The 19,577-nt window shown below is 40.9% G+C and carries 18 protein-coding genes and 1 other annotated feature; all 18 genes read right to left on the reverse strand.

Going from position 1 to position 19,577, the window contains the following annotated elements:
- Positions 1 to 82 precede the first annotated feature (82 nt).
- Entirely contained in the window at positions 83 to 715 is a 633-nt protein-coding gene (gene pyrE / locus J2S17_RS10610) for an orotate phosphoribosyltransferase (RefSeq protein WP_307474594.1), read from the reverse strand.
- Positions 712 to 1,428 carry an orotidine-5'-phosphate decarboxylase gene (pyrF, locus tag J2S17_RS10615; RefSeq protein WP_307474596.1) on the reverse strand — a complete coding sequence of 239 codons (717 nt, stop codon included), beginning with the start codon at positions 1,426 to 1,428 and terminating at the stop codon, positions 712 to 714. The genes pyrE and pyrF overlap by 4 nt, the downstream gene beginning before the upstream one ends.
- Positions 1,400 to 2,344 carry a dihydroorotate dehydrogenase gene (locus J2S17_RS10620; RefSeq protein ID WP_307474598.1) on the reverse strand — a complete coding sequence of 315 codons (945 nt, stop codon included), beginning with the start codon at positions 2,342 to 2,344 and terminating at the stop codon, positions 1,400 to 1,402. Before J2S17_RS10620 ends, pyrF begins: the two co-directional genes overlap by 29 nt.
- Positions 2,341 to 3,120, reverse strand: a complete 780-nt coding sequence (locus tag J2S17_RS10625) for a dihydroorotate dehydrogenase electron transfer subunit (RefSeq protein WP_307474600.1) — start codon at positions 3,118 to 3,120, stop codon at positions 2,341 to 2,343. Before J2S17_RS10625 ends, J2S17_RS10620 begins: the two co-directional genes overlap by 4 nt.
- On the reverse strand, positions 3,117 to 6,329 hold the full coding sequence (carB, locus tag J2S17_RS10630) for a carbamoyl-phosphate synthase large subunit (protein ID WP_307474602.1): 3,213 nt from the start codon (positions 6,327 to 6,329) through the stop codon (positions 3,117 to 3,119). Before carB ends, J2S17_RS10625 begins: the two co-directional genes overlap by 4 nt.
- A complete protein-coding gene (locus J2S17_RS10635) occupies positions 6,308 to 7,414 on the reverse strand; it encodes a carbamoyl phosphate synthase small subunit (RefSeq protein WP_307474604.1) in 1,107 nt (368 codons plus the stop codon). Before J2S17_RS10635 ends, carB begins: the two co-directional genes overlap by 22 nt.
- Positions 7,411 to 8,697 (reverse strand): dihydroorotase, encoded by a 1,287-nt coding sequence (gene pyrC, locus J2S17_RS10640; protein ID WP_307474606.1) that lies wholly within the window; start codon positions 8,695 to 8,697, stop codon positions 7,411 to 7,413. Before pyrC ends, J2S17_RS10635 begins: the two co-directional genes overlap by 4 nt.
- Positions 8,660 to 9,598 carry an aspartate carbamoyltransferase catalytic subunit gene (locus J2S17_RS10645; protein ID WP_307474607.1) on the reverse strand — a complete coding sequence of 313 codons (939 nt, stop codon included), beginning with the start codon at positions 9,596 to 9,598 and terminating at the stop codon, positions 8,660 to 8,662. The genes pyrC and J2S17_RS10645 overlap by 38 nt, the downstream gene beginning before the upstream one ends.
- A gap of 335 nt (positions 9,599 to 9,933) precedes the next feature.
- Complete coding sequence (locus J2S17_RS10650; RefSeq protein ID WP_307474609.1) at positions 9,934 to 11,208, reverse strand: solute carrier family 23 protein; 1,275 nt, start codon at positions 11,206 to 11,208, stop codon at positions 9,934 to 9,936.
- 140 nt (positions 11,209 to 11,348) lie between these two features.
- Positions 11,349 to 11,891 carry a bifunctional pyr operon transcriptional regulator/uracil phosphoribosyltransferase PyrR gene (gene pyrR, locus J2S17_RS10655; RefSeq protein ID WP_307474685.1) on the reverse strand — a complete coding sequence of 181 codons (543 nt, stop codon included), beginning with the start codon at positions 11,889 to 11,891 and terminating at the stop codon, positions 11,349 to 11,351.
- A gap of 194 nt (positions 11,892 to 12,085) precedes the next feature.
- On the reverse strand, positions 12,086 to 12,991 hold the full coding sequence (locus J2S17_RS10660; RefSeq protein ID WP_307474611.1) for an RluA family pseudouridine synthase: 906 nt from the start codon (positions 12,989 to 12,991) through the stop codon (positions 12,086 to 12,088).
- On the reverse strand, positions 12,963 to 13,457 hold the full coding sequence (gene lspA / locus J2S17_RS10665) for a signal peptidase II (RefSeq protein WP_307474612.1): 495 nt from the start codon (positions 13,455 to 13,457) through the stop codon (positions 12,963 to 12,965). The genes J2S17_RS10660 and lspA overlap by 29 nt, the downstream gene beginning before the upstream one ends.
- Before the next feature lie 77 nt (positions 13,458 to 13,534).
- Positions 13,535 to 13,822, reverse strand: coding sequence for a hypothetical protein (locus tag J2S17_RS10670; RefSeq protein WP_307474613.1), 288 nt, complete (start codon positions 13,820 to 13,822; stop codon positions 13,535 to 13,537).
- Positions 13,823 to 14,117: 295 nt separating this feature from the next.
- The gene (ileS, locus tag J2S17_RS10675) at positions 14,118 to 16,889 is read right to left on the reverse strand and encodes an isoleucine--tRNA ligase (protein ID WP_307474615.1); all 2,772 of its coding nucleotides are present in this window, start codon (positions 16,887 to 16,889) and stop codon (positions 14,118 to 14,120) included.
- Positions 16,890 to 17,088: 199 nt separating this feature from the next.
- Positions 17,089 to 17,351, reverse strand: a binding site (T-box leader).
- A gap of 45 nt (positions 17,352 to 17,396) precedes the next feature.
- Complete coding sequence (locus tag J2S17_RS10680) at positions 17,397 to 17,915, reverse strand: DivIVA domain-containing protein (RefSeq protein WP_307474617.1); 519 nt, start codon at positions 17,913 to 17,915, stop codon at positions 17,397 to 17,399.
- Positions 17,916 to 18,005: 90 nt separating this feature from the next.
- The gene (locus J2S17_RS10685) at positions 18,006 to 18,782 is read right to left on the reverse strand and encodes a YlmH family RNA-binding protein (protein WP_307474619.1); all 777 of its coding nucleotides are present in this window, start codon (positions 18,780 to 18,782) and stop codon (positions 18,006 to 18,008) included.
- A gap of 66 nt (positions 18,783 to 18,848) precedes the next feature.
- The gene (locus tag J2S17_RS10690; protein ID WP_307474621.1) at positions 18,849 to 19,112 is read right to left on the reverse strand and encodes a YggT family protein; all 264 of its coding nucleotides are present in this window, start codon (positions 19,110 to 19,112) and stop codon (positions 18,849 to 18,851) included.
- Between the two features lie 6 nt (positions 19,113 to 19,118).
- Entirely contained in the window at positions 19,119 to 19,565 is a 447-nt protein-coding gene (locus J2S17_RS10695) for a cell division protein SepF (protein WP_307474623.1), read from the reverse strand.
- Between the last annotated feature and the right edge of the window lie 12 nt (positions 19,566 to 19,577).

Here is a 19,577-nt window from a genome sequence, read left to right on the forward strand (position 1 = left end):
AATACATATCATCCTTTCTTTTCTATATACAAAAAATACCACAGAATCAATCACTGTGGTATGTAAAATTAATCTTTTCTCTTTATACAAATGACTTTCCCCAATCAGCCGGGTCCTTTCGCCATTCGGTCAATGCTGCAATATCAGACTCTTCAATGAAACCTTTTTCTTTAGCTACTTCTGTTAAGGCATCAAAATCAGATAAGGCATGTGCGCATACTTGAGCTTCTTCAAGCATCTTTTGCCCTTTTTCTAGTTGGTAGGTAAAGATAGCCACAACGCCGAGCACTTCACATCCTGCTTCCCTTAATGCTTTAGCGGCTGTGATGGCACTTCCGCCGGTAGAGATGAGATCTTCTACAATTACTACCTTTTTCCCTTTATCAGCCTTGCCTTCGATTTGTTTCCCTTTACCATGGCCCTTCGCTTTTGAGCGTACATAGCACATCGGCAATTCCAATAAGTCACTCACCCAAGCTGCGTGCGGGATCCCTGCTGTTGCAGTACCAGCGATAATCTCCGCCTCTGGATAATGCTCCTCAATCAATGTTTTCAACCCAGCTGCAATGTCCTTTCTTACAGCAGGGAATGACAGTGTTAAACGATTATCACAATAAATCGGAGAGCGCAAACCAGAAGACCAAGTAAACGGATCTTTCGGGTTTAAGGCAACAGCTTGTATATTTAATAGACTCTCTGCAATTCTTTTTCTCATAATCTTACACCCTCCCAAAGTTGTTTAATATGGTGATAGGCAACTGCAGAATCCTCAGCTCTGGTAATTGAGCGTCCGACAACGATAGCTGAAACGCCTTCTTCTCTTGCAAAATCTGGTGTTGCTGCTCTTTTTTGATCTTGTATATCATCTGTGGATAGCCTGATACCCGGAGTGACTGTTAAGAATGAGGAACCACACTGCTCACGAATATCTCTTGCTTCAAAAGGTGAACATACAACCCCATCAAGGCCAGCCTGTTTCGACAATGATGCATAGTGCAATACCGATTCCTGCAGAGGCACTTGAATCAGCTGCTCTGCTTGCATTTGCTCTTCAGATGTACTTGTCAGTTGAGTGACACCGATACATAAAGGACGCTTCTTCCCAGTTGCCGTTCCTTGCTCCAGTCCTTCAAGGGCTGCAGACATCATCTCCGCTCCACCTGCTGCATGAACATTAACGAGGTCACATTCCAAGCGAGCAAGACCTTTCATTGCACTCTTTACTGTGTTTGGTATATCGTGGAGTTTCAAATCAAGAAAAATTTGATGACCTTGTGACTTTAAGTCTAGAATCATTTGCGGTCCTTCTTGATAATATAACTCCATCCCTACTTTTAAAAATAACTTTTCATTCTCAAATGGCTGTAAAAATTGAGTAACACCTTTTTTGTCGGGAAAATCAAGCGCGATGATGAACGAGTTGTTCATGCTTCTTCCAGCTCCTTCCTGTACATTCAGAAATGTGATCAAATCCTAAGCGATTAAGCAAATCTGGAAGCTCTTTGATGATTTTTGGACAGATAAATGGATCGACGAAGTTCGCTGTACCTACTGCTACCGCACTTGCACCAGCGTAATAATACTCAATTACATCCTCAGCTGACTGGACCCCGCCCATCCCGATAATGGGAATCGACACTTGCTGACTGACTTCATGAATCATCCTAATTGCCACCGGCTTGATTGCTGGACCTGACAAGCCACCAGTTTTATTCGCTATCACCGGTACACCTGTATTGATGTCGATGCGCATGCCAACAAGCGTGTTGATCATCGTTAAGCCGTCTGCTCCGCCGTCCTCTACCGCTTTAGCCATTTCGACGATATTAGTCACATTCGGTGAAAGCTTCACATAGACAGGGACTTCAGAAACATTTTTAACTTTTCTAGTTAAGTCCTTTGCCACTTCAGGAATGGTACCAAAAGCTATTCCGCCTGTTTTTACATTTGGACATGAGATATTCAGCTCTAATGCATGAACATTTTTTGCTTTAGATAGCTCCTTCGCAACTGCGATATAATCCTCTTCGATCGAGCCTGCGACATTGGCAATGACCGGTACATCATATTGTTCCAACCATGCTAGCTCTTCGCTCATGACTTTATCAAGACCAGGGTTCTGCAACCCAATTGCATTCAGCATCCCTGCTGTCGTCTCTGCTACTCGGGGTGTTGGGTTGCCAAATCGCGGTTCTAAAGTGGTCGCTTTTATCATGATTGCACCCAACTCACTTAAATCGTAAAGTTGGCTGAATTCTCTTCCGAAGCCAAAGCAACCGGAAGCTGGCATGATTGGATTTTTTAAATTTAACCCAGGAAGGCTAATTTCTAATGAATGGCTCATAATACTACCTCCCCCGCTCTAAAGACTGGCCCATCACTGCATACTTTTTTGTATGAATGGCCTTGCGGATCATCACCTGTATGGCATACACATGCAAAGCATGCCCCAATTCCGCAACCCATCCGTTCCTCAAGTGACAAATAAACTTCCTTATCAATATATTTCTGTTCAAGTGCTTTTAACATTGGTGTAGGTCCACATGTATAAAGTACATCAAATGAAAGCTTATTATCGCCGATGATGTCAGTCACAAACCCTTTTGAGCCATAACTGCCATCAACTGTCGCTACATACGTTGTTCCAAGGGTAGTAAACTCTTTTTCATAAAATACGGCTTCACTTGCTTGAAACCCTAAAACATGAACGACCTTTACTCCTTTTTTTACAAGCTGTTTTGATAGTTCAAATAATGGGGGTACGCCAATTCCGCCTCCGACTAAGAGAGCGGTCTCGCCTTTCTCTGTCGCTGCAATCGGGAATCCATGTCCTAGCGGACCAAGCACATCAATGACATCACCTTGCTTTTTGTTAGCCAAAAGTTTCGTTCCTTTGCCTTCCGCTCGATAAATCATTGTAAATTCGCTATGCTTATGATCAATTTCAGCAATGCTGATCGGTCTTCTCAAAATGGGATCCATTTGTTCAGCAATTTTCAAGTGAACAAATTGGCCGGGTTCATCCATCTCATGGACAAGCCCGCCTCTAAGGGTGAGCTTGTATATATGAGATGCAATTTGTGATTGTGAGATGACCTCACACATTTCTTGTTTGATCATGCGAATACCTCCTCCTCGACATATGCTGATTTCTCCATTGCATCTGCTGAGAAGTTCATTGATTCAATCACTTGCAGAATCGCTGCTGCTGTATCTAATGAAGTAAGGCATGGTACACCATTCTCAACAGATTCACGACGTATTCTGAAACCATCCCTTGCCGGTTGTTTGCCTTTAGTTAGAGTATTGATGACGATTTGTGCTTGGCCGTTGCGAATGACGTCAATCAGGTTTGGACCTTCAGACCCGATTTTATTTGTCACCTCTACTGGTATGCCTGCTGCTTGAAGGAATTCAGCAGTACCGCTTGTTGCCATTAGACGGTATCCGATTGATACGAATCTTTTAGCAAGCTCCAATGCTTCTTCCTTATCCTTGTCTGCAACCGTCATTAACACAGTACCGAATTTATGGATGGTAATGCCAGATGCAACAAGACCTTTATATAGCGCCTTTTCCAATGTGGTATCCTTGCCCATCACTTCTCCAGTTGATTTCATTTCTGGTCCGAGTGTAATATCCACTCTTCTTAGCTTGGCGAAGGAGAAGACTGGGACCTTTACGAAAACACCTTTCTTTTCGGGAACCAAGCCTGATTCATAGCCTTGCTCCTTAAGAGACTGGCCAAGAATGACTTTTGTTGCAATTTTCGCCATGGGCACATTCGTAATTTTACTCAAGAATGGTACTGTACGACTTGATCTTGGATTCACTTCGAGAACAAAGACATCTCCTTTAGCAACAACATATTGGATATTCAACAATCCAATAATACCTAAGCCCTTTGCCATTTTCTCTGTATATTCAATCAGCTTCTCTTTCACTTGTTCGCTAATATTTTGTGGTGGGTACACTGCAATTGAATCCCCGGAATGGACTCCAGCCCTTTCGATATGCTCCATTATTCCCGGAATGACAACTGTTTCTCCATCGCAGATCGCGTCGACTTCAATTTCTTTACCTGTTAAGTAGCGGTCAATTAAGACTGGATGTTCTGGATTTACTTTTACCGCATTTTTCATGTAGTGAAGAAGCTCATCTTCTTTATAAACGATTTCCATTGCTCTTCCGCCAAGGACATAGGACGGCCGAACAAGAACCGGGTAGCCGATATTACTAGCAATTTTCACCGCTTGTTCTACAGATAAAGCTGTTTTCCCTTTCGGCATCGGGATATCAAGATCATGCAACGCATGTTCAAATTTATCCCTATCCTCTGCTCGATCTAGATTTTCCAGCGATGTCCCAAGGATCTTTACGCCTTTTTCAACAAGGGCACTTGCTAAGTTAATCGCTGTTTGCCCACCGAACTGTACGACAACCCCTTCAGGCTTTTCCAAGTCGATAATATGCATCACATCTTCAATCGTTAATGGTTCAAAATAAAGCTTGTCAGAAATGCTGAAGTCTGTTGACACTGTTTCAGGGTTATTATTGATGATGATTGCTTCATAACCTGCTTCTTTAATTGCCCACACTGCATGAACTGTAGAATAATCAAATTCTACTCCTTGCCCAATTCTAATTGGACCAGACCCTAGGACAACCACACTTTTTATATCGGTTACGATTGATTCATTTTCCTCTTCATACGTACCATAATAATATGGTGTTTCTGATTCAAATTCTGCAGCGCATGTATCAACCATTTTATAAACTGGGACAATGCTGTTTTCTTTTCTAAAGTCGTATACCTTTGATTCCGTTGTATTCCAAAGATTTGCTAAAGTTGAATCTGCGTAACCAAATTGCTTTGCTTTTTTGACTGTTTCTGCACAGAAGGTATTTTCCTTTATCTCATTTTCTAAGGCTACGATTTTATTAAACTTGTAAAGGAAGAAAAGGTCGATTTTGCTCCATTCATGAATGGTTTCAATTGTGATTCCTCTTCTTAATGCCTCACCGATGTAGAACAAGCGCTCATCGCCCGCTTTTCGTATTCTTTTTTCCAGTAGTGCATCATCGATTTCATTAGCATCCTGTAAGGATAAATGATAAACATTCGCTTCAAGTGATCGTACCGCTTTTAAGATTGATTCTTCAAATGTTCTTCCGATGGCCATTACTTCACCAGTCGCCTTCATTTGTGTTCCTAGAGAACGATTGGCAGACTCAAATTTATCGAACGGCCAGCGAGGAATTTTCGTTACGATATAGTCAAGGGCTGGTTCGAAGCTTGCATAGGTTTTTCCCGTTACAGGGTTCATCATTTCATCAAGCGTCAATCCAACAGCGATTTTAGCTGCAAGCTTAGCAATTGGATAGCCAGTCGCTTTTGATGCAAGCGCAGACGAACGGCTAACACGAGGGTTGACCTCGATGATATAGTATTGGAAGCTATCAGGATCAAGGGCTAACTGGACATTACATCCACCTTCAATTCCCAATGCACGAATGATTTTCAAAGATGTATTTCTTAACATTTGATATTCACGGTCACTCAAAGTTTGGCTTGGAGCAACTACGATGGAATCACCCGTATGAACTCCGACAGGATCGATATTTTCCATGTTACATACTACAATTGCATTGTCATTCGAATCTCTCATAACCTCGTATTCTATCTCTTTGAAACCAGCAATGCTTTTTTCAAGCAAGCATTGTGTGACTGGACTATGCTTTAATCCGCTCGTTACGATCTCGAGTAATTCTTCTTCATCGTTGCAAATCCCTCCACCTGTTCCGCCTAAAGTGAAGGCTGGACGTACAATGACTGGGTAGCCTACCAATTGAACGAAAGCTTCTGCCTCTTCTATATTATGGATGATTTCACTATCCGGGACAGGTTCTCCAAGCTCATTCATTAAGTTTCTGAAAAGGTCACGATCCTCAGCCTGTTCTATTGCTGATAGCTTTGTTCCCAGTATTTCAACACCACATTCTTCCAGAACACCTGACTTTGCAAGCTCCACCGCTAGATTGAGTCCTGTTTGCCCTCCCAAGGTTGGCACAAGTGCATCTGGGCGTTCTTTTCTAATGATTTTACTTACAAATTCTAATGTTAGCGGCTCTATATACACTGCATCAGCAATTTCTGTATCTGTCATGATGGTTGCTGGGTTCGAGTTAATAAGAACAACGCGGTATCCTTCTTCTTTTAACGCGATGCATGCCTGTGTTCCTGCATAATCAAATTCTGCTGCCTGACCGATTACAATGGGACCGGAACCGATGACTAAAATACTTTTTATATCTGTACGTTTTGACATGTGCATGCACCTTCCTGTTCATGAGATTCAATCAGCTGTAAAAATTGCTCAAATAATCCGTTAGCGTCTTCTGGTCCGGGTGAAGCTTCTGGATGATACTGTACAGTAAAAGCTGGATACTCTTTATGCTTTAATCCTTCAATTGTTCCATCATTTAATGCGATATGAGTCACTTCAAGACTAGTATTTTTAATTGATGCCTCTTCCACTGAATAACCATGATTTTGTGAAGTTATTGCCACTTTTCCTATTTGTAAATCCTTTACTGGATGGTTGGATCCCCTATGACCGAACTTTAGTCTTTCTGTATTGGCCCCACATGCAAGGGCAAAGAGCTGATGACCAAGGCAAATTCCGAACAAAGGCACTTTCCCGAGTAATTCTTTAATCATTTCAATGGCTTCCGATACATCCTTTGGATCCCCAGGACCATTTGATAACATGACACCATCAGGGCTTAAATTCAATATTTCTTGCGCACTTGTATTGTAAGGCACCACAATTACGTCGCAGTCTCTTTTATTGAGCTCTCTCAAAATGCCATGTTTCATACCGAAGTCTACCAGCACCACTCTCCGACCTCTGCCTGGGCTTGGATAAGGGGTTTTTGTTGAGACTTGTTTGACTTGATCATTCCGCAGCTTTGTTGCGCGTAATTTTTCTAAGATGTCATCCACATTCTCTTCAATGCTGCAAATGGCACCTTTTAAAGTTCCATGCTGGCGAATGATCCTTGTTAATTTTCTTGTGTCGATTCCTGCAATTCCAGGAATATTATGAATTTGGAAGTAATCATGAAGTGATTGTTCACTTCTCCAGTTAGAAGGAAATTCTGCCGCTTCCTTAACAATGAACCCTTGAATTGCCGGTTTGATTGATTCAAAATCATCTCGGTTAATCCCATAGTTTCCTACGAGCGGATAGGTCAGTGTGACGATTTGTCCGCAGTAAGAAGGATCAGACAGGATTTCCTGATAGCCTGTCATCCCTGTATTAAACACGACTTCACCAATTGAATATTTGTCACTGCCAAATCCTTCACCAATAAACACTGTTCCATCTTCAAGAATCAATTGTTTTTTCATGCTGTCACACTCCCTTTATGCCATGCAATCTTTCCATCTACTATCGTAAGAACTGGCCAGCCTTTACATTCCCAACTCGTAAATGGAGTATTTTTACCCTTTGATAAGAAGTTTTGCGGATCAATTTTTTCCTGTTGCTTCAAATCTATTAAGACGATATCTGCGTCTGCTCCTGCTTCAATCACTCCATTTGAAAGTCCGAAGGCTTGTGCAGGTTTGATTGTTAAGTAATCAATCAACTGCTTTAATGAAATGATGCCTGTATCAACAAAGTGTGTATAAAGGAGCGGGAACGCTGTTTCTAATCCTACAATTCCGAAAGGTGAGAGCTGCATACCTTCACTCTTATCTTCTGCAGTATGTGGCGCGTGGTCTGTTGCAATAAAATCGATCGTTCCATCAAGCAGCCCTTCAATTAAAGCAGCTTTATCAGAAGCACCTCTAAGCGGCGGATTCATTTTATAATTAGTATCCATTCCTGGAATGTCATCTTCACATAACAGCAGATGATGTGGAGTGACCTCAGCTGTAACTTTGATGCCTGCACGCTTCGCGTCTCTGACGACCCTCACAGATTCCTTTGTACTAATATGACATACATGATAGTGGCAGTTCGCAGCCTCAGCTAATAACACATCTCTAGCTATATGGACGGATTCACAAACGGACGGAATACCACCAATGCCATTCACTTGTGAAAACTTCCCCTCATGGACAGAGCCTTTATTAATCAATGTGTTTTCCTCACAATGAGCGACAATGGCCATATCAGCCTCTGCTGCTCTTCTCATCGCTTGCAGCATCATATCTGCTGATTGCACGCCTACGCCATCATCTGTGAATGCAAATGCACCCGCTTCTTTTAAAGCTTTAAAATCTGTTAGTTCTTTACCTGCTTCACGTACGGTTATTGAGGCATATGGAAGCACCTTAACCACGCCTGTTTCATTAATTCGATTATGTAACTTTTCCATCTGTTCCTGCGTGTCTGGCACCGGTCGTGTATTAGGCATTGCTGCAACGGTTGTAAATCCGCCTTTTGCTGCTGCTAATGTACCTGTAGCAATGGTTTCTTTCTTTTCTCCGCCAGGTTCACGCAAATGAACGTGGAGATCAATCAATCCTGGAGCTATAAGCAATCCCTTCGCATCGATGACTTCATCTGCTTGCTTGCTGATTTCTTTACTAATCTCAATGATTTTACCTTTTTCTATATAAATATCGTTTTGCTGCAATTCACCTTCATTAGTAAGCAATTGGCCATTTTTGATGAGTATTGACATCTTTACCGCTCCCTTCAGTATGTTTGAATATTCTCTTAAGTACTGCCATTCTAATAAATACACCATTTTGCATTTGTTTGAATATTCTTGACCGATCACACTCTACTAAACTATCCGCAATTTCAACTCCCCTGTTTACTGGGGCGGGGTGCATAATAATGCTATCCTTCTTCATGGTTTTTTCCCTTTGTTCTGTTAACCCAAAGGCTTGATGATATTGGTCTGCTGAATGTTCACTATTCTCTCCGTGGCGTTCATGTTGAATACGTAAAAGCATGACCACATCAGCAGACTTCACTGCTCGATCGATGTGTTCATATTCACCATTTTTCAACATATCTTTATCAAACCACTCTTCCGGCCCCGAGAATACTACCTTAGCTCCTAGCCTCGTTAGAGCTTCTGCATTTGACCTCGCAACGCGACTGTGGCGAATATCCCCAACTATAGCTATCTTCAACCCTTCAAACCGGCCAAACTCCTGTTTAATTGTCAGCAGATCAAGCAAGGATTGAGTAGGATGATGACCGCATCCATCACCTGCATTAATGATTGAACTGTTCGTCGTCCCTTCCAGTTCATCAAAATAACGATCTTCGCTATGTCTGATGACAACCGCATTTACGCCAATGGCCTCTAGCGTTTTAACTGTGTCGTACAGGGTTTCACCCTTTGATACACTGGACGTGCTCACTTCAAATGGGATGATATCCAGACCTAGCCGTCTTTCTGCTACTTCAAAGCTGCATTTTGTTCGTGTGCTATTTTCAAAAAACAGGTTCGCAATAAAGATCTTCTTATCAGGATTCCAAGTTCCGCCTTCGATGAAATGCTGTGCATCTGTTAATATTTCGTTGATTTCATTTATAGCGAGATCAGTTGTCGTTAGCAAATGCTTCATACTTAAACGCCTCCTTTGTATGAAAAGCGCAAGCGCCTTGCTTACCCCCGACAAGCGTAAGACAAGTCTCACGGAAAGGTGTTTTTTACCTTTCTGGGAGGATTGCCCTTAGATCCTCAAGGGGGTAGGGGTAGGCGCTGGAGCTAGACATTACTCTAATTGAAAAACTTATCTTTCTTATGTTAAAAACACCTTGGCAAAACCGCCAAGGTGTCGAAGTTAGAATCTTCATAATTAGATAAGAGGAATAGAGCCCCCTTATTAATTATATCTTCAACACCCTTGTAAACCTCTCTGGATTTATTTTAAAAGGCGTTTATCTTTATTCTTTTTTATTAAGATTCAATCATATCCTCATTTGCTTCTTTTCCTGGAAGGATTAAGTTTAGAAACACACCTGCAATAGCTGCCAGTGCCATACCTTCAAGATTAAATCTCCAAATTTCTATATGTGCACCGCCAATTCCGATAACAAGGATGACCGCAGCAATGGCTAAATTTCTGTTATTGCCAAAATCCACCTGGCTATCTACAAGCATTCTTAATCCAGATGAAGCGATGATTCCGAATAAGAGGATTGATACGCCTCCCATCACGGGAGTTGGGATCGAGCTGATTAACGCTGTGATTTTACCAACAAAGCCGAAAATGATGGCAATAACTGCTGCTCCAGCTAATACATACACACTATATATTTTTGTGATGGCCAGTACACCGATGTTTTCACCGTATGTTGTCTTTGGAGGACCACCGATTAATGCTGATATCATTGTTGCAGTACCGTCTCCAAGGATTGAGCGGTGAAGACCAGGGTTTTTCACATAATCTCTGCCAACTACCTTACCAAGGACAAGCTGATGACCGATATGTTCTGAAAGTGTAACCACTGCGACCGGAATCATCAACAGGGCTAAATCCAATGTTACCCGTACATCGTAGTCTAAGAAAGGGAAGATAAATTCCGGCATTTCAAACCAGGATGCAGCTGCTACAATTGAGAAATCGACAATGCCAATCGACAGGGAGTAAACATACCCTATAATGATGCCGGCTAGGATTGGGACCATTCCAAGCATTCCTCTAGCGTACACCGAGAAGAGAATCGTTGATGCTAATGTTACAAGGGCCGCTGAGAAATGGATCATGCTATATTCTCCTGACACCGGGTCATTCATTGCCATACCGACTGCTGTACCTGACAGCGCCAACCCGATGACGATGATGACTGGTCCGACGACGATAGGTGGAAGAAGTTTCATAATCCAACGATAGCCTGCCATTTTTATAATTAGTGCGACCAAACCATATACCAAACCTGCGATAAAGCTTCCTATCATTGCTGCACCAGGACCGCCGCCTGCTTGCGCTGCTGTTATTGGTATAATGAAAGCAAAGGATGAGCCCAGATAGGCTGGGACTTGCCATTTTGTAATCATCAGGAACGCCAGCGTTCCGATTCCACTTGAAATCAATGCGATTGCTGGACTTAAATCCACTAAAAATGGTACTAAGATAGTTGCGCCAAACATGGCGAATAAATGCTGCAAGCTTAATGTTAGCCAATGGACCGGATTTGGTCGATCATGTATGTCTAGGACTGGTTTATTCATTGCTGTATATCTCCCCTTTAAGTAAAAAACCCTCTTTGCATTGTTGACAAAGGGGGCTAGGGCACAGCAATGCATGGTGCAACTCATTGCTTCTGCTCCCCTTTGTCAGCCTCTCTGGACTGCATTTAAAAAGGGCTATTCTATTTTTCGTAAATTGTTACCTGATCTGATTCATCCACTTCGTTAAGCTCTACAACAATTCTTTCAGAGCTGGATGTTGGGATGTTCTTGCCTACAAAGTCTGCACGAATCGGCAGTTCTCTATGACCGCGATCAACAAGCACTGCCAGTTGAATAGAAGCTGGTCGCCCGATATCAATTAGAGCATCTAATGCAGCTCTTACTGTTCGTCCAGTATAAAGTACATCATCAATGACAATCACTTTTTTCTCATTAATGTCAATTGGGATATCTGAGCCTTTTACTAATGGTTCTTGATTATCCGTTTTTTTAGTAAGGTCATCGCGATATAATGTGATATCAATCTCACCGACAGCAACTTGGGCTCCTTCGATTTGCTCGATTTTTTCCGCTAAGCGGTTGGCCAAATAAATTCCTCTCGTTTTAATTCCAATTAATACACAATCCTCAATGCCTTTATTCTTTTCAATAATCTCGTGCGCTATTCGAGTTAATGCTCTTCGTATAGCTTGCTCATCCAACACATTGGCTTTTTGTGGCATTGTTCTCACCTCGCAATATACTAAAAAAACCCTCTCACCTGATGGATGAGAGGGTAAACGATCGTAATTAATTTTGAATACAGGCATAGAAATACCAATATTCATACCGTTTCCTTCTCAGCCTCTCGGGACTGTAGTTAAAGGACTTATTCAACTAAGTTAATCTTAAAACAGGCAAAAGCTTTTGTCAACGCCTATTTTTGCAGAATAGTGATTAATCTTTCAAAATCCTGTGGTAAAGGCGCTTCAAACTCCATATACTCTCCAGTTCTAGGGTGATCAAACCCAAGTAAGCCGGCATGTAATGCTTGACCGCCAAAATCAATCGTTTTCCTTGGGCCGTATTTTGGATCACCAGCAAGCGGAAAACCAATATATTTCATATGAACGCGAATTTGATGCGTGCGTCCCGTTTCTAGTTGACATTCCACGAATGTGAAATCTTTAAATTTGTCCAAAACATGAAAATGGGTAACGGCGTTTTTTCCATTATCCACGACTGCCATACTTTGACGGTCTTTTGGATCACGCCCGATAGGAGCGTCAATTGTTCCATAATCATGAGCGATATTCCCATGGACAACCGCTTTATATTTTCTTGTTACAGTTTTATTCACGAGTTGATTGACAAGACTTTCATGCGCCATATCATTTTTGGCGATCATCAATAGGCCAGAAGTATCTTTATCAATACGGTGAACAATTCCAGGTCTCATTACACCGTTTATACCTGAAAGGTCTTTGCAATGAGCCATAAGTCCATTTACAAGTGTTCCAGTCACATGGCCTGATGCAGGATGAACCACCATTCCTTTTGGCTTGTTTACAACAAGCACATCGCTATCTTCATAAAAGATTTCCAAATCCATTTCTTCTGCCACAACATCTAATTCTTCTGGCTCTGGAATATTGACCTCAATTTTGTCATTCACAACACACTTATAGTTTGTCTTAGTTGGTTGCCCATTAACAAGGACATGCCCATCTTTGATCCATGCTTGCGCTTGTGTACGGGACCATTCCGCATTCATTTTAGCTAATACTTTGTCTATTCTATCCCCTGCATGATCTTCAAGGACGATTTGTTCCACTATGTTCATTTACTTTCTCCTTCTTTGCTTCTCTTTCTTCAAGTATCATTTGAATCATCAACATCGCTACACCGATACAAAGAGCAGAATCTGCAATATTAAAGATTGGGAAATTATAACCGAAAGGATAAGTATTAATGAAATCTACTACCTCTTTCCGAAAAACCCGATCAATAAAATTACCGATTGCCCCCCCCAGCACGAATGCCAGCGACACACCAAGAAGCCATTTGCCTTTTGCCTGCGTTTGCATGTAATAAATAATACCTACAATCACAACTACTGTAATGATATAAAAAAACCACATTTGACCCTCTAAAATACCCCATGCTGCTCCAGTGTTGCGATGGGATGTGATATAGAATAAGTCTTCAATTACCGTTACGCTTTCCCCTATAGAATAATTCTTTACGATCAGCCATTTCGTTAATTGGTCTAGGGCAATAATTAGTAATGCAATTATGTAGTAAAACACAAAGGCAACCCCCATCATTCATTTGATTACCTTTGCATTTTAGCATAATCGGAATAAAAACGATAGTTTTGGTCAGTTTAATGGTATATCGCTTTTCTAAAAAAGCTTTTTAGATGCTGACAGTCATCATAAGATTTGATTGTCGGAACCATTTCCAACAAATCTTGCGGAAGAAACTCTCCTGAGATTTCACATGTGCCAAATGCACCACTTTGTAATTTATCAATCGTTTCTTCTATATCAAAAAGCTCAGCCATTATAATGTCCTTCATGAACGAATCTCCATTATCCACCATTAGTCTTTCAAGTAATTCCTGCCTTGTGTTACGGAGCTCGAAAATTAACTTCATTTCTTTTTCGCCCATGTTGTTTTCCTCCGTTTCAAATGATGTTTCCCTTATTATTTCTCTTATCGATTGAATGACCCGGACAAACATTTAACAGAGAGAACAACATTTAGTGAAGAAGGAATTATTTTTCTGTTTTCAAGATGAATAATGAGACAGGGTATAACTTCGTCATTTAAATTGATTTTATAACTTCTTCGTATGTACATGATTATTTTTTTGAGAATTAATTTTCTTTCAGGGATTTGCTTCTTTTTTCTTATCCAACACAAATGAACCCCTCTCAGTGAGATGAGAGAGGTTCATTTTTAAATTAGCTTAAGTGGCTGTAGTTTTCCTTTACTACGCTCGCACAGCGTGGGCATAGGCTCTCGTAGCCATCCACCTGTCCAACTTCAGGAGTAACAGTCCAGCAGCGGTCACAAGTGTCGCCTTCTGCCTTAGTTACGACAATTGCTGTATTTTCAAATTTTAACGCTTCTGCTGGTGCCTCATTAAGGCTGCCGGCAACCTCAAATGCAGAAACAATAAAGAGCTGATGAAGATTTTCAGAAATTGAGTCCAGTAACTCCTTAGAACTGTCATCCACATAAAGTGTGACTTTGGCAGTTAAGGATTTCCCGATAACCTTTGCATTCCTTGCTTCTTCTAATGCTTTTAACACATTATCGCGAAGTTTCATAAATGCTGTCCATTTTTCCTCTAGTGCTTCCTCATTTGCCAACTCTTGAAATTCAGGCATATCAGTAAGCTGAACGCTTTCTTCGTCCACATTTGGAATGAAACGCCATACTTCATCTGCTGTATGTGAAAGAATTGGTGAAACAAGTTTCGTTAATGTTACCAAGCTTTCATATAAAACCGTTTGAATCGCGCGACGATCCTCATGATCCTTGGCTTCAATATAAAGAATATCTTTTGCAAAATCGAGATAGAAAGAACTTAAATCTAAAGTACAGAAATTATTTACTGCATGATAAATTCCTGCAAACTCATAGTTATCATAGGCATTGCGCGATGTCTTAATTAATTGATTCAGCTTAACAAGCATAAATTGATCGACTTCACGTAAATTATCAAACGATACAGCATCTGTAGCAGGATTGAAGTCTGCAAGGTTTCCGAGTAAGAATCGGAATGTATTGCGGATTTTACGATATACTTCTGCTACTTGTTTTAGGATTGCATCTGAGACACGAACGTCTGCTTGATAATCGACAGATGATACCCAAAGACGAAGAATATCCGCTCCAAGCTGATTCATTACTTTAGCAGGAACAATCACGTTTCCAATTGATTTACTCATTTTTCTGCCTTCGCCGTCTAATACAAATCCATGACTTAAAATACCTTTATAAGGTGCTTTGCCTGTGACAGCCACACCAGTTGAAAGTGATGAATTAAACCAGCCTCTGTATTGGTCAGAGCCTTCCAAATATAGGTCAGCCGGGCGTTGTAAATCGTCTCTTTCAAGTAAAACAGCCTGATGAGAAGAACCTGAATCGAACCATACGTCCATAATATCAGTTTCCTTTGTAAACTCGCCATTCGGGCTGCCAGGATGTGTGAAGCCTTCAGGTAGAAGTTCCTTTGCTTCCCTTTCAAACCAAATGTTTGAACCATTCTCGCGGAAAACAGATGAAATATGGTTGATTGTTTCATCTGTGATGATTTCTTCGCCATTTTCTGCGTAGAACACCGGAATTGGCACTCCCCACGCACGCTGACGCGAAATACACCAATCGCCACGATCGCGCACCATATTATATAATCGAGTTTCACCCCAAGCAGGAGTAAACGCTGTATCATTAATAGCTTGCAATAAATCTGCACGGAAATCTTTAATGGAAGCAAACCATTGAGCCGTTGCACGGAAAATGACAGGCTTCTTTGTTCTCCAATCATGTGGGTATGAGTGAGAGATAAATGAAAGCTTCAATAAGGCTCCAGCTTCTTCCAGCTTCTCAGTAATTGGCTTGTTAGCCGCATCATAGAACAGACCCTCGAAGCCAGGTGCCTCATCTGTCATGACTCCTTTATCATCAACTGGGCAAAGGATGTCAAGACCATATTTGCTGCCAACATAGAAGTCATCTTCCCCATGTCCTGGAGCAGTATGTACACAGCCAGTCCCCGCATCAGTTGTTACATGCTCTCCTAACATCACGAGTGAATCTCGACCGTAAATCGGATGTTCCGCCACTACGTATTCTAGTTCGCTTCCTTTGATTGTTTTGACAATTTCAGGATTGCTCCAGCCGATCTCCTCAGCGACTGCAGATAGTAAATCCTCTGCAATTAGATACTGGTGATCTTCGACTTTCACAACTACATAGCTTAGTTTTGGATGTACGGAAATCCCCATATTAGCCGGCATTGTCCAAGGTGTTGTCGTCCAAATGACGATTTGCACATCGGTATCAAGAACATCTTTTCCGTCCTTAACCTTAAAACCTACATAAATAGATGCAGAGCGTTTATCTTTATATTCAATTTCAGCCTCAGCTAATGCAGATTCTGATGATGGAGACCAGTAGACAGGTTTTTTACCTTTGTAAATATAACCTTTTTTCGCCATTTCTCCGAATACTTTAATTTGCTGTGCTTCATACTCTGGCTTTAATGTAATGTATGGGTTGTCCCAATCTCCACGCACACCTAAACGCTTAAATTGTGTTCGCTGACTGTCAATTTGCCCATAAGCATACTCTTCGCAAAGCTTACGGAATTCAGCAACAGTCATTTCTTTACGTTTTACCCCTTTATTAGTCAGTGCTTGTTCAATTGGAAGACCATGTGTATCCCAGCCTGGGACATATGGTGCTTGATAGCCGCTCATGGATTTATAGCGGCCGATAAAATCCTTTAAGATTTTGTTCAACGCATGTCCAATATGAAGATCTCCATTGGCATATGGAGGCCCATCATGAAGTATAAACTTCGGACGTCCTTCTGTATGCTTTAGAACTTTCTCATACATATTGTTTTCTTCCCACTCCGCTTGAAGCTCTGGCTCTCTTTTTGGGAGATTGCCACGCATTGGGAAATCTGTTTTTGGCATCAATAATGTGTCTTTAAAATCCATTCCTAATTCCTCCTGTTACAAATCACTATCATTATAGCCAAGTTGCTACTTATCCATAAGGCAGAACATGGCGTTCACCAGCCGCTCGAGATATTCCTGAGAAGCATATGATTTATCCATGATATTACAGCCTATTAAAAGAACCTGACATGACCTAAAATATGTTGTTTTTATACAAAATAAAAAACCTCTCATCCCAAAAAGGGACGAGAGGTTTATATTTTCCCGCGGTACCACCCTTGTAGATAGAAAATAATCCTATCCGCTCAAGCATTCTTAACGTGAATGACTCGCCTTGACCTATAAACCTAAAAGGTGTTCAATCAAGGAACTAAAGGGTGATTTTCAAATCCTTCACTTATATCAGGCTTTCACCATCCCTGAATCGCTAATGACAGACTGGATTGATCCATCCGTCAATAAGTAAAAATAGAATTTTACTGTCCCTATCAACGTTTCATACATTTATTATTATTTTAAAATTATATGCGATATAAATACTATTCGTCAAGCAAGTGAGTCCTCTTCTTCTTTAGAAGATTTCAATTCTGTTGAATCAAGCTCATACTCCATAAGATGATCCCAATCATCATTGTTTAACATGTCTAGTTGTGCTTCGATCAGCATTTTAAACCGAGTTCTGAATACTTTTGATTGCTTCTTCAAATCTTCAATATCTATGGCAATTTTACGTGCCTTTGATAGTGATTCATTCACAATACGGTCGGCATTTTTCTCCGCCTCGCGGATAATAAGCTTTGCTTCTTTTTGCGCGTTGCGTTTTACTTCTTCAGCTGCTTCTTGGGCAACCACAATGGATTTATTTAATGTTTCCTCAATCGTATTAAAATGGCTGATTCTTTCATTCAAATCACTCAGCCGCTCTTCCAATTCCTTTTTTTCACGGATTATAATTTCATAATCCTTAATTACCTGGTCAAGAAATTCATTGACTTCATCTTCATCATAGCCGCGGAATCCCTTGCTGAATTCTTTGTTATGGATATCTAACGGTGTTAATGGCATATATGCCACCTCCCAGATCAGTTGTTCTTAAATATGTACTCTGTTAAACATATATTCGACATGTTCTCTTAAATTCCTGCAAAGAGTAAATTATTTTTGCAGTCCAGCGACAACCTTCCACTTTGCTTTTTTTGTTTTCCCTTCTATGACAATGATTTTGGATCTCCCTTGGCCACGCACACTTATCATATCGCCTTCTCTGCATTCAAAAGCAGGGTTTTCAAGCGACGACCAATTTACTTTGACAAGCTTTGACTGGATATATGTCTGCGCTTTTTGTCGGGAAAGATTATAAATCGAAGCAACTATTGTATCTAGGCGCAGAGATGTGGCTGTGATTACCCTCTCTTGCCATTGATCTGATACGCTACTAGCGTCGTTCAAAGGAAGCACCTTTAACTTCACTGAAGCTCGTCCAATTGATTCTAATTGCATGCTTAAGTAGTCAGCAATCTCGCTTGAAACAATCATTTGGATATCCGCTTCTTTGAAAAGAAGGTCGCCAAATTTACTGCGTTTTAAGCCAAGTGACATAAGGCTGCCTAATACTTGCGGATGCTCTATTTTGATAAACTTCTTCGGATAATCCACTTCAAACAACGTTAACTGATAGTCTTCTTCCTCAGGGATATAATAATCAGGATAAACCAAAGCTCTTTGTCTTTCAGCACCCTGATAACCGCCAAATAGCTGACATCTTACTTCAGTATTTTTCCCGATTATCACCTTCAAAATTTCCTGCTCCCTAGGGTCAAGGAAATCAGTTAATTTTGGGGCATAGGTTTGCTCGACTTGTTCCTTCCAATTTAGAACTTGATCAATAAAGCCCTTCTCCTCTGACCTGAAATGCTGATAAATCGTTGTCATATCATAACCCTTTCATTTCACCTGCGCTATATAGAAAAAAGGGCTCTTCTAAAGCCCATTTATCCGTTATACCAGCCATTGAAACACTTGAATTAATCCATATGAAGCAAGGCGGAGAACCAATATTGCTACGATTGGGGAAATATCAATCATTCCAAGCGGCGGAACAATCTTTCTAAATGGTTCCAAATAAGGTTCACAAATTCTTGCTAAAAATTGGCCAATGGAGGATTCTCTTGCATTCGGAAACCATGATAATAATATGTAAATAATCAGGGCCCAGGAATAAAACTCAACCAAATTCAATATTACATTAAAAATAATTACCATAAAATACTACCACCTCGTGTTTTCGATATCCTGATCTTGAAGAAGCTGAGAAATATTCCCTGAAACCTCGACATTTTCAGGAGTGCATAAGAAAATATCTGTGCCAATCTTTTGAATGTCCCCACCGATTGCATAGACGGTTCCACTTAAAAAGTCGACGATTCTTTTCGCTTGATCCTTTTCAATTCTCTGCAGATTCACTACTACAGCCTTCCTGTTCTTCAACTGATCAGCAATATCCTGTGCTTCGGCATAGACTCTTGGTTCAACCAAAACAACCTTTGAAGATTTTTGAACACTTTGAAGACTGACCACATTTTGCTTTTGAGCAGGCTGCTGTTTTTGGGACTGTTTTTCAGATGATGTTTCTTCTTCTTTAATGTATTCATCATCTCTATCATCATATTCGTCATCCAAAAAGAAGAATGTCTTAAACTTCGATTTAATGCTCATATAATTACTGGC

The sequence above is a fragment of the Cytobacillus purgationiresistens genome (genome assembly GCF_030813235.1).
Classification (GTDB): Bacteria; Bacillota; Bacilli; order Bacillales; family Cytobacillaceae; genus Cytobacillus; species Cytobacillus purgationiresistens.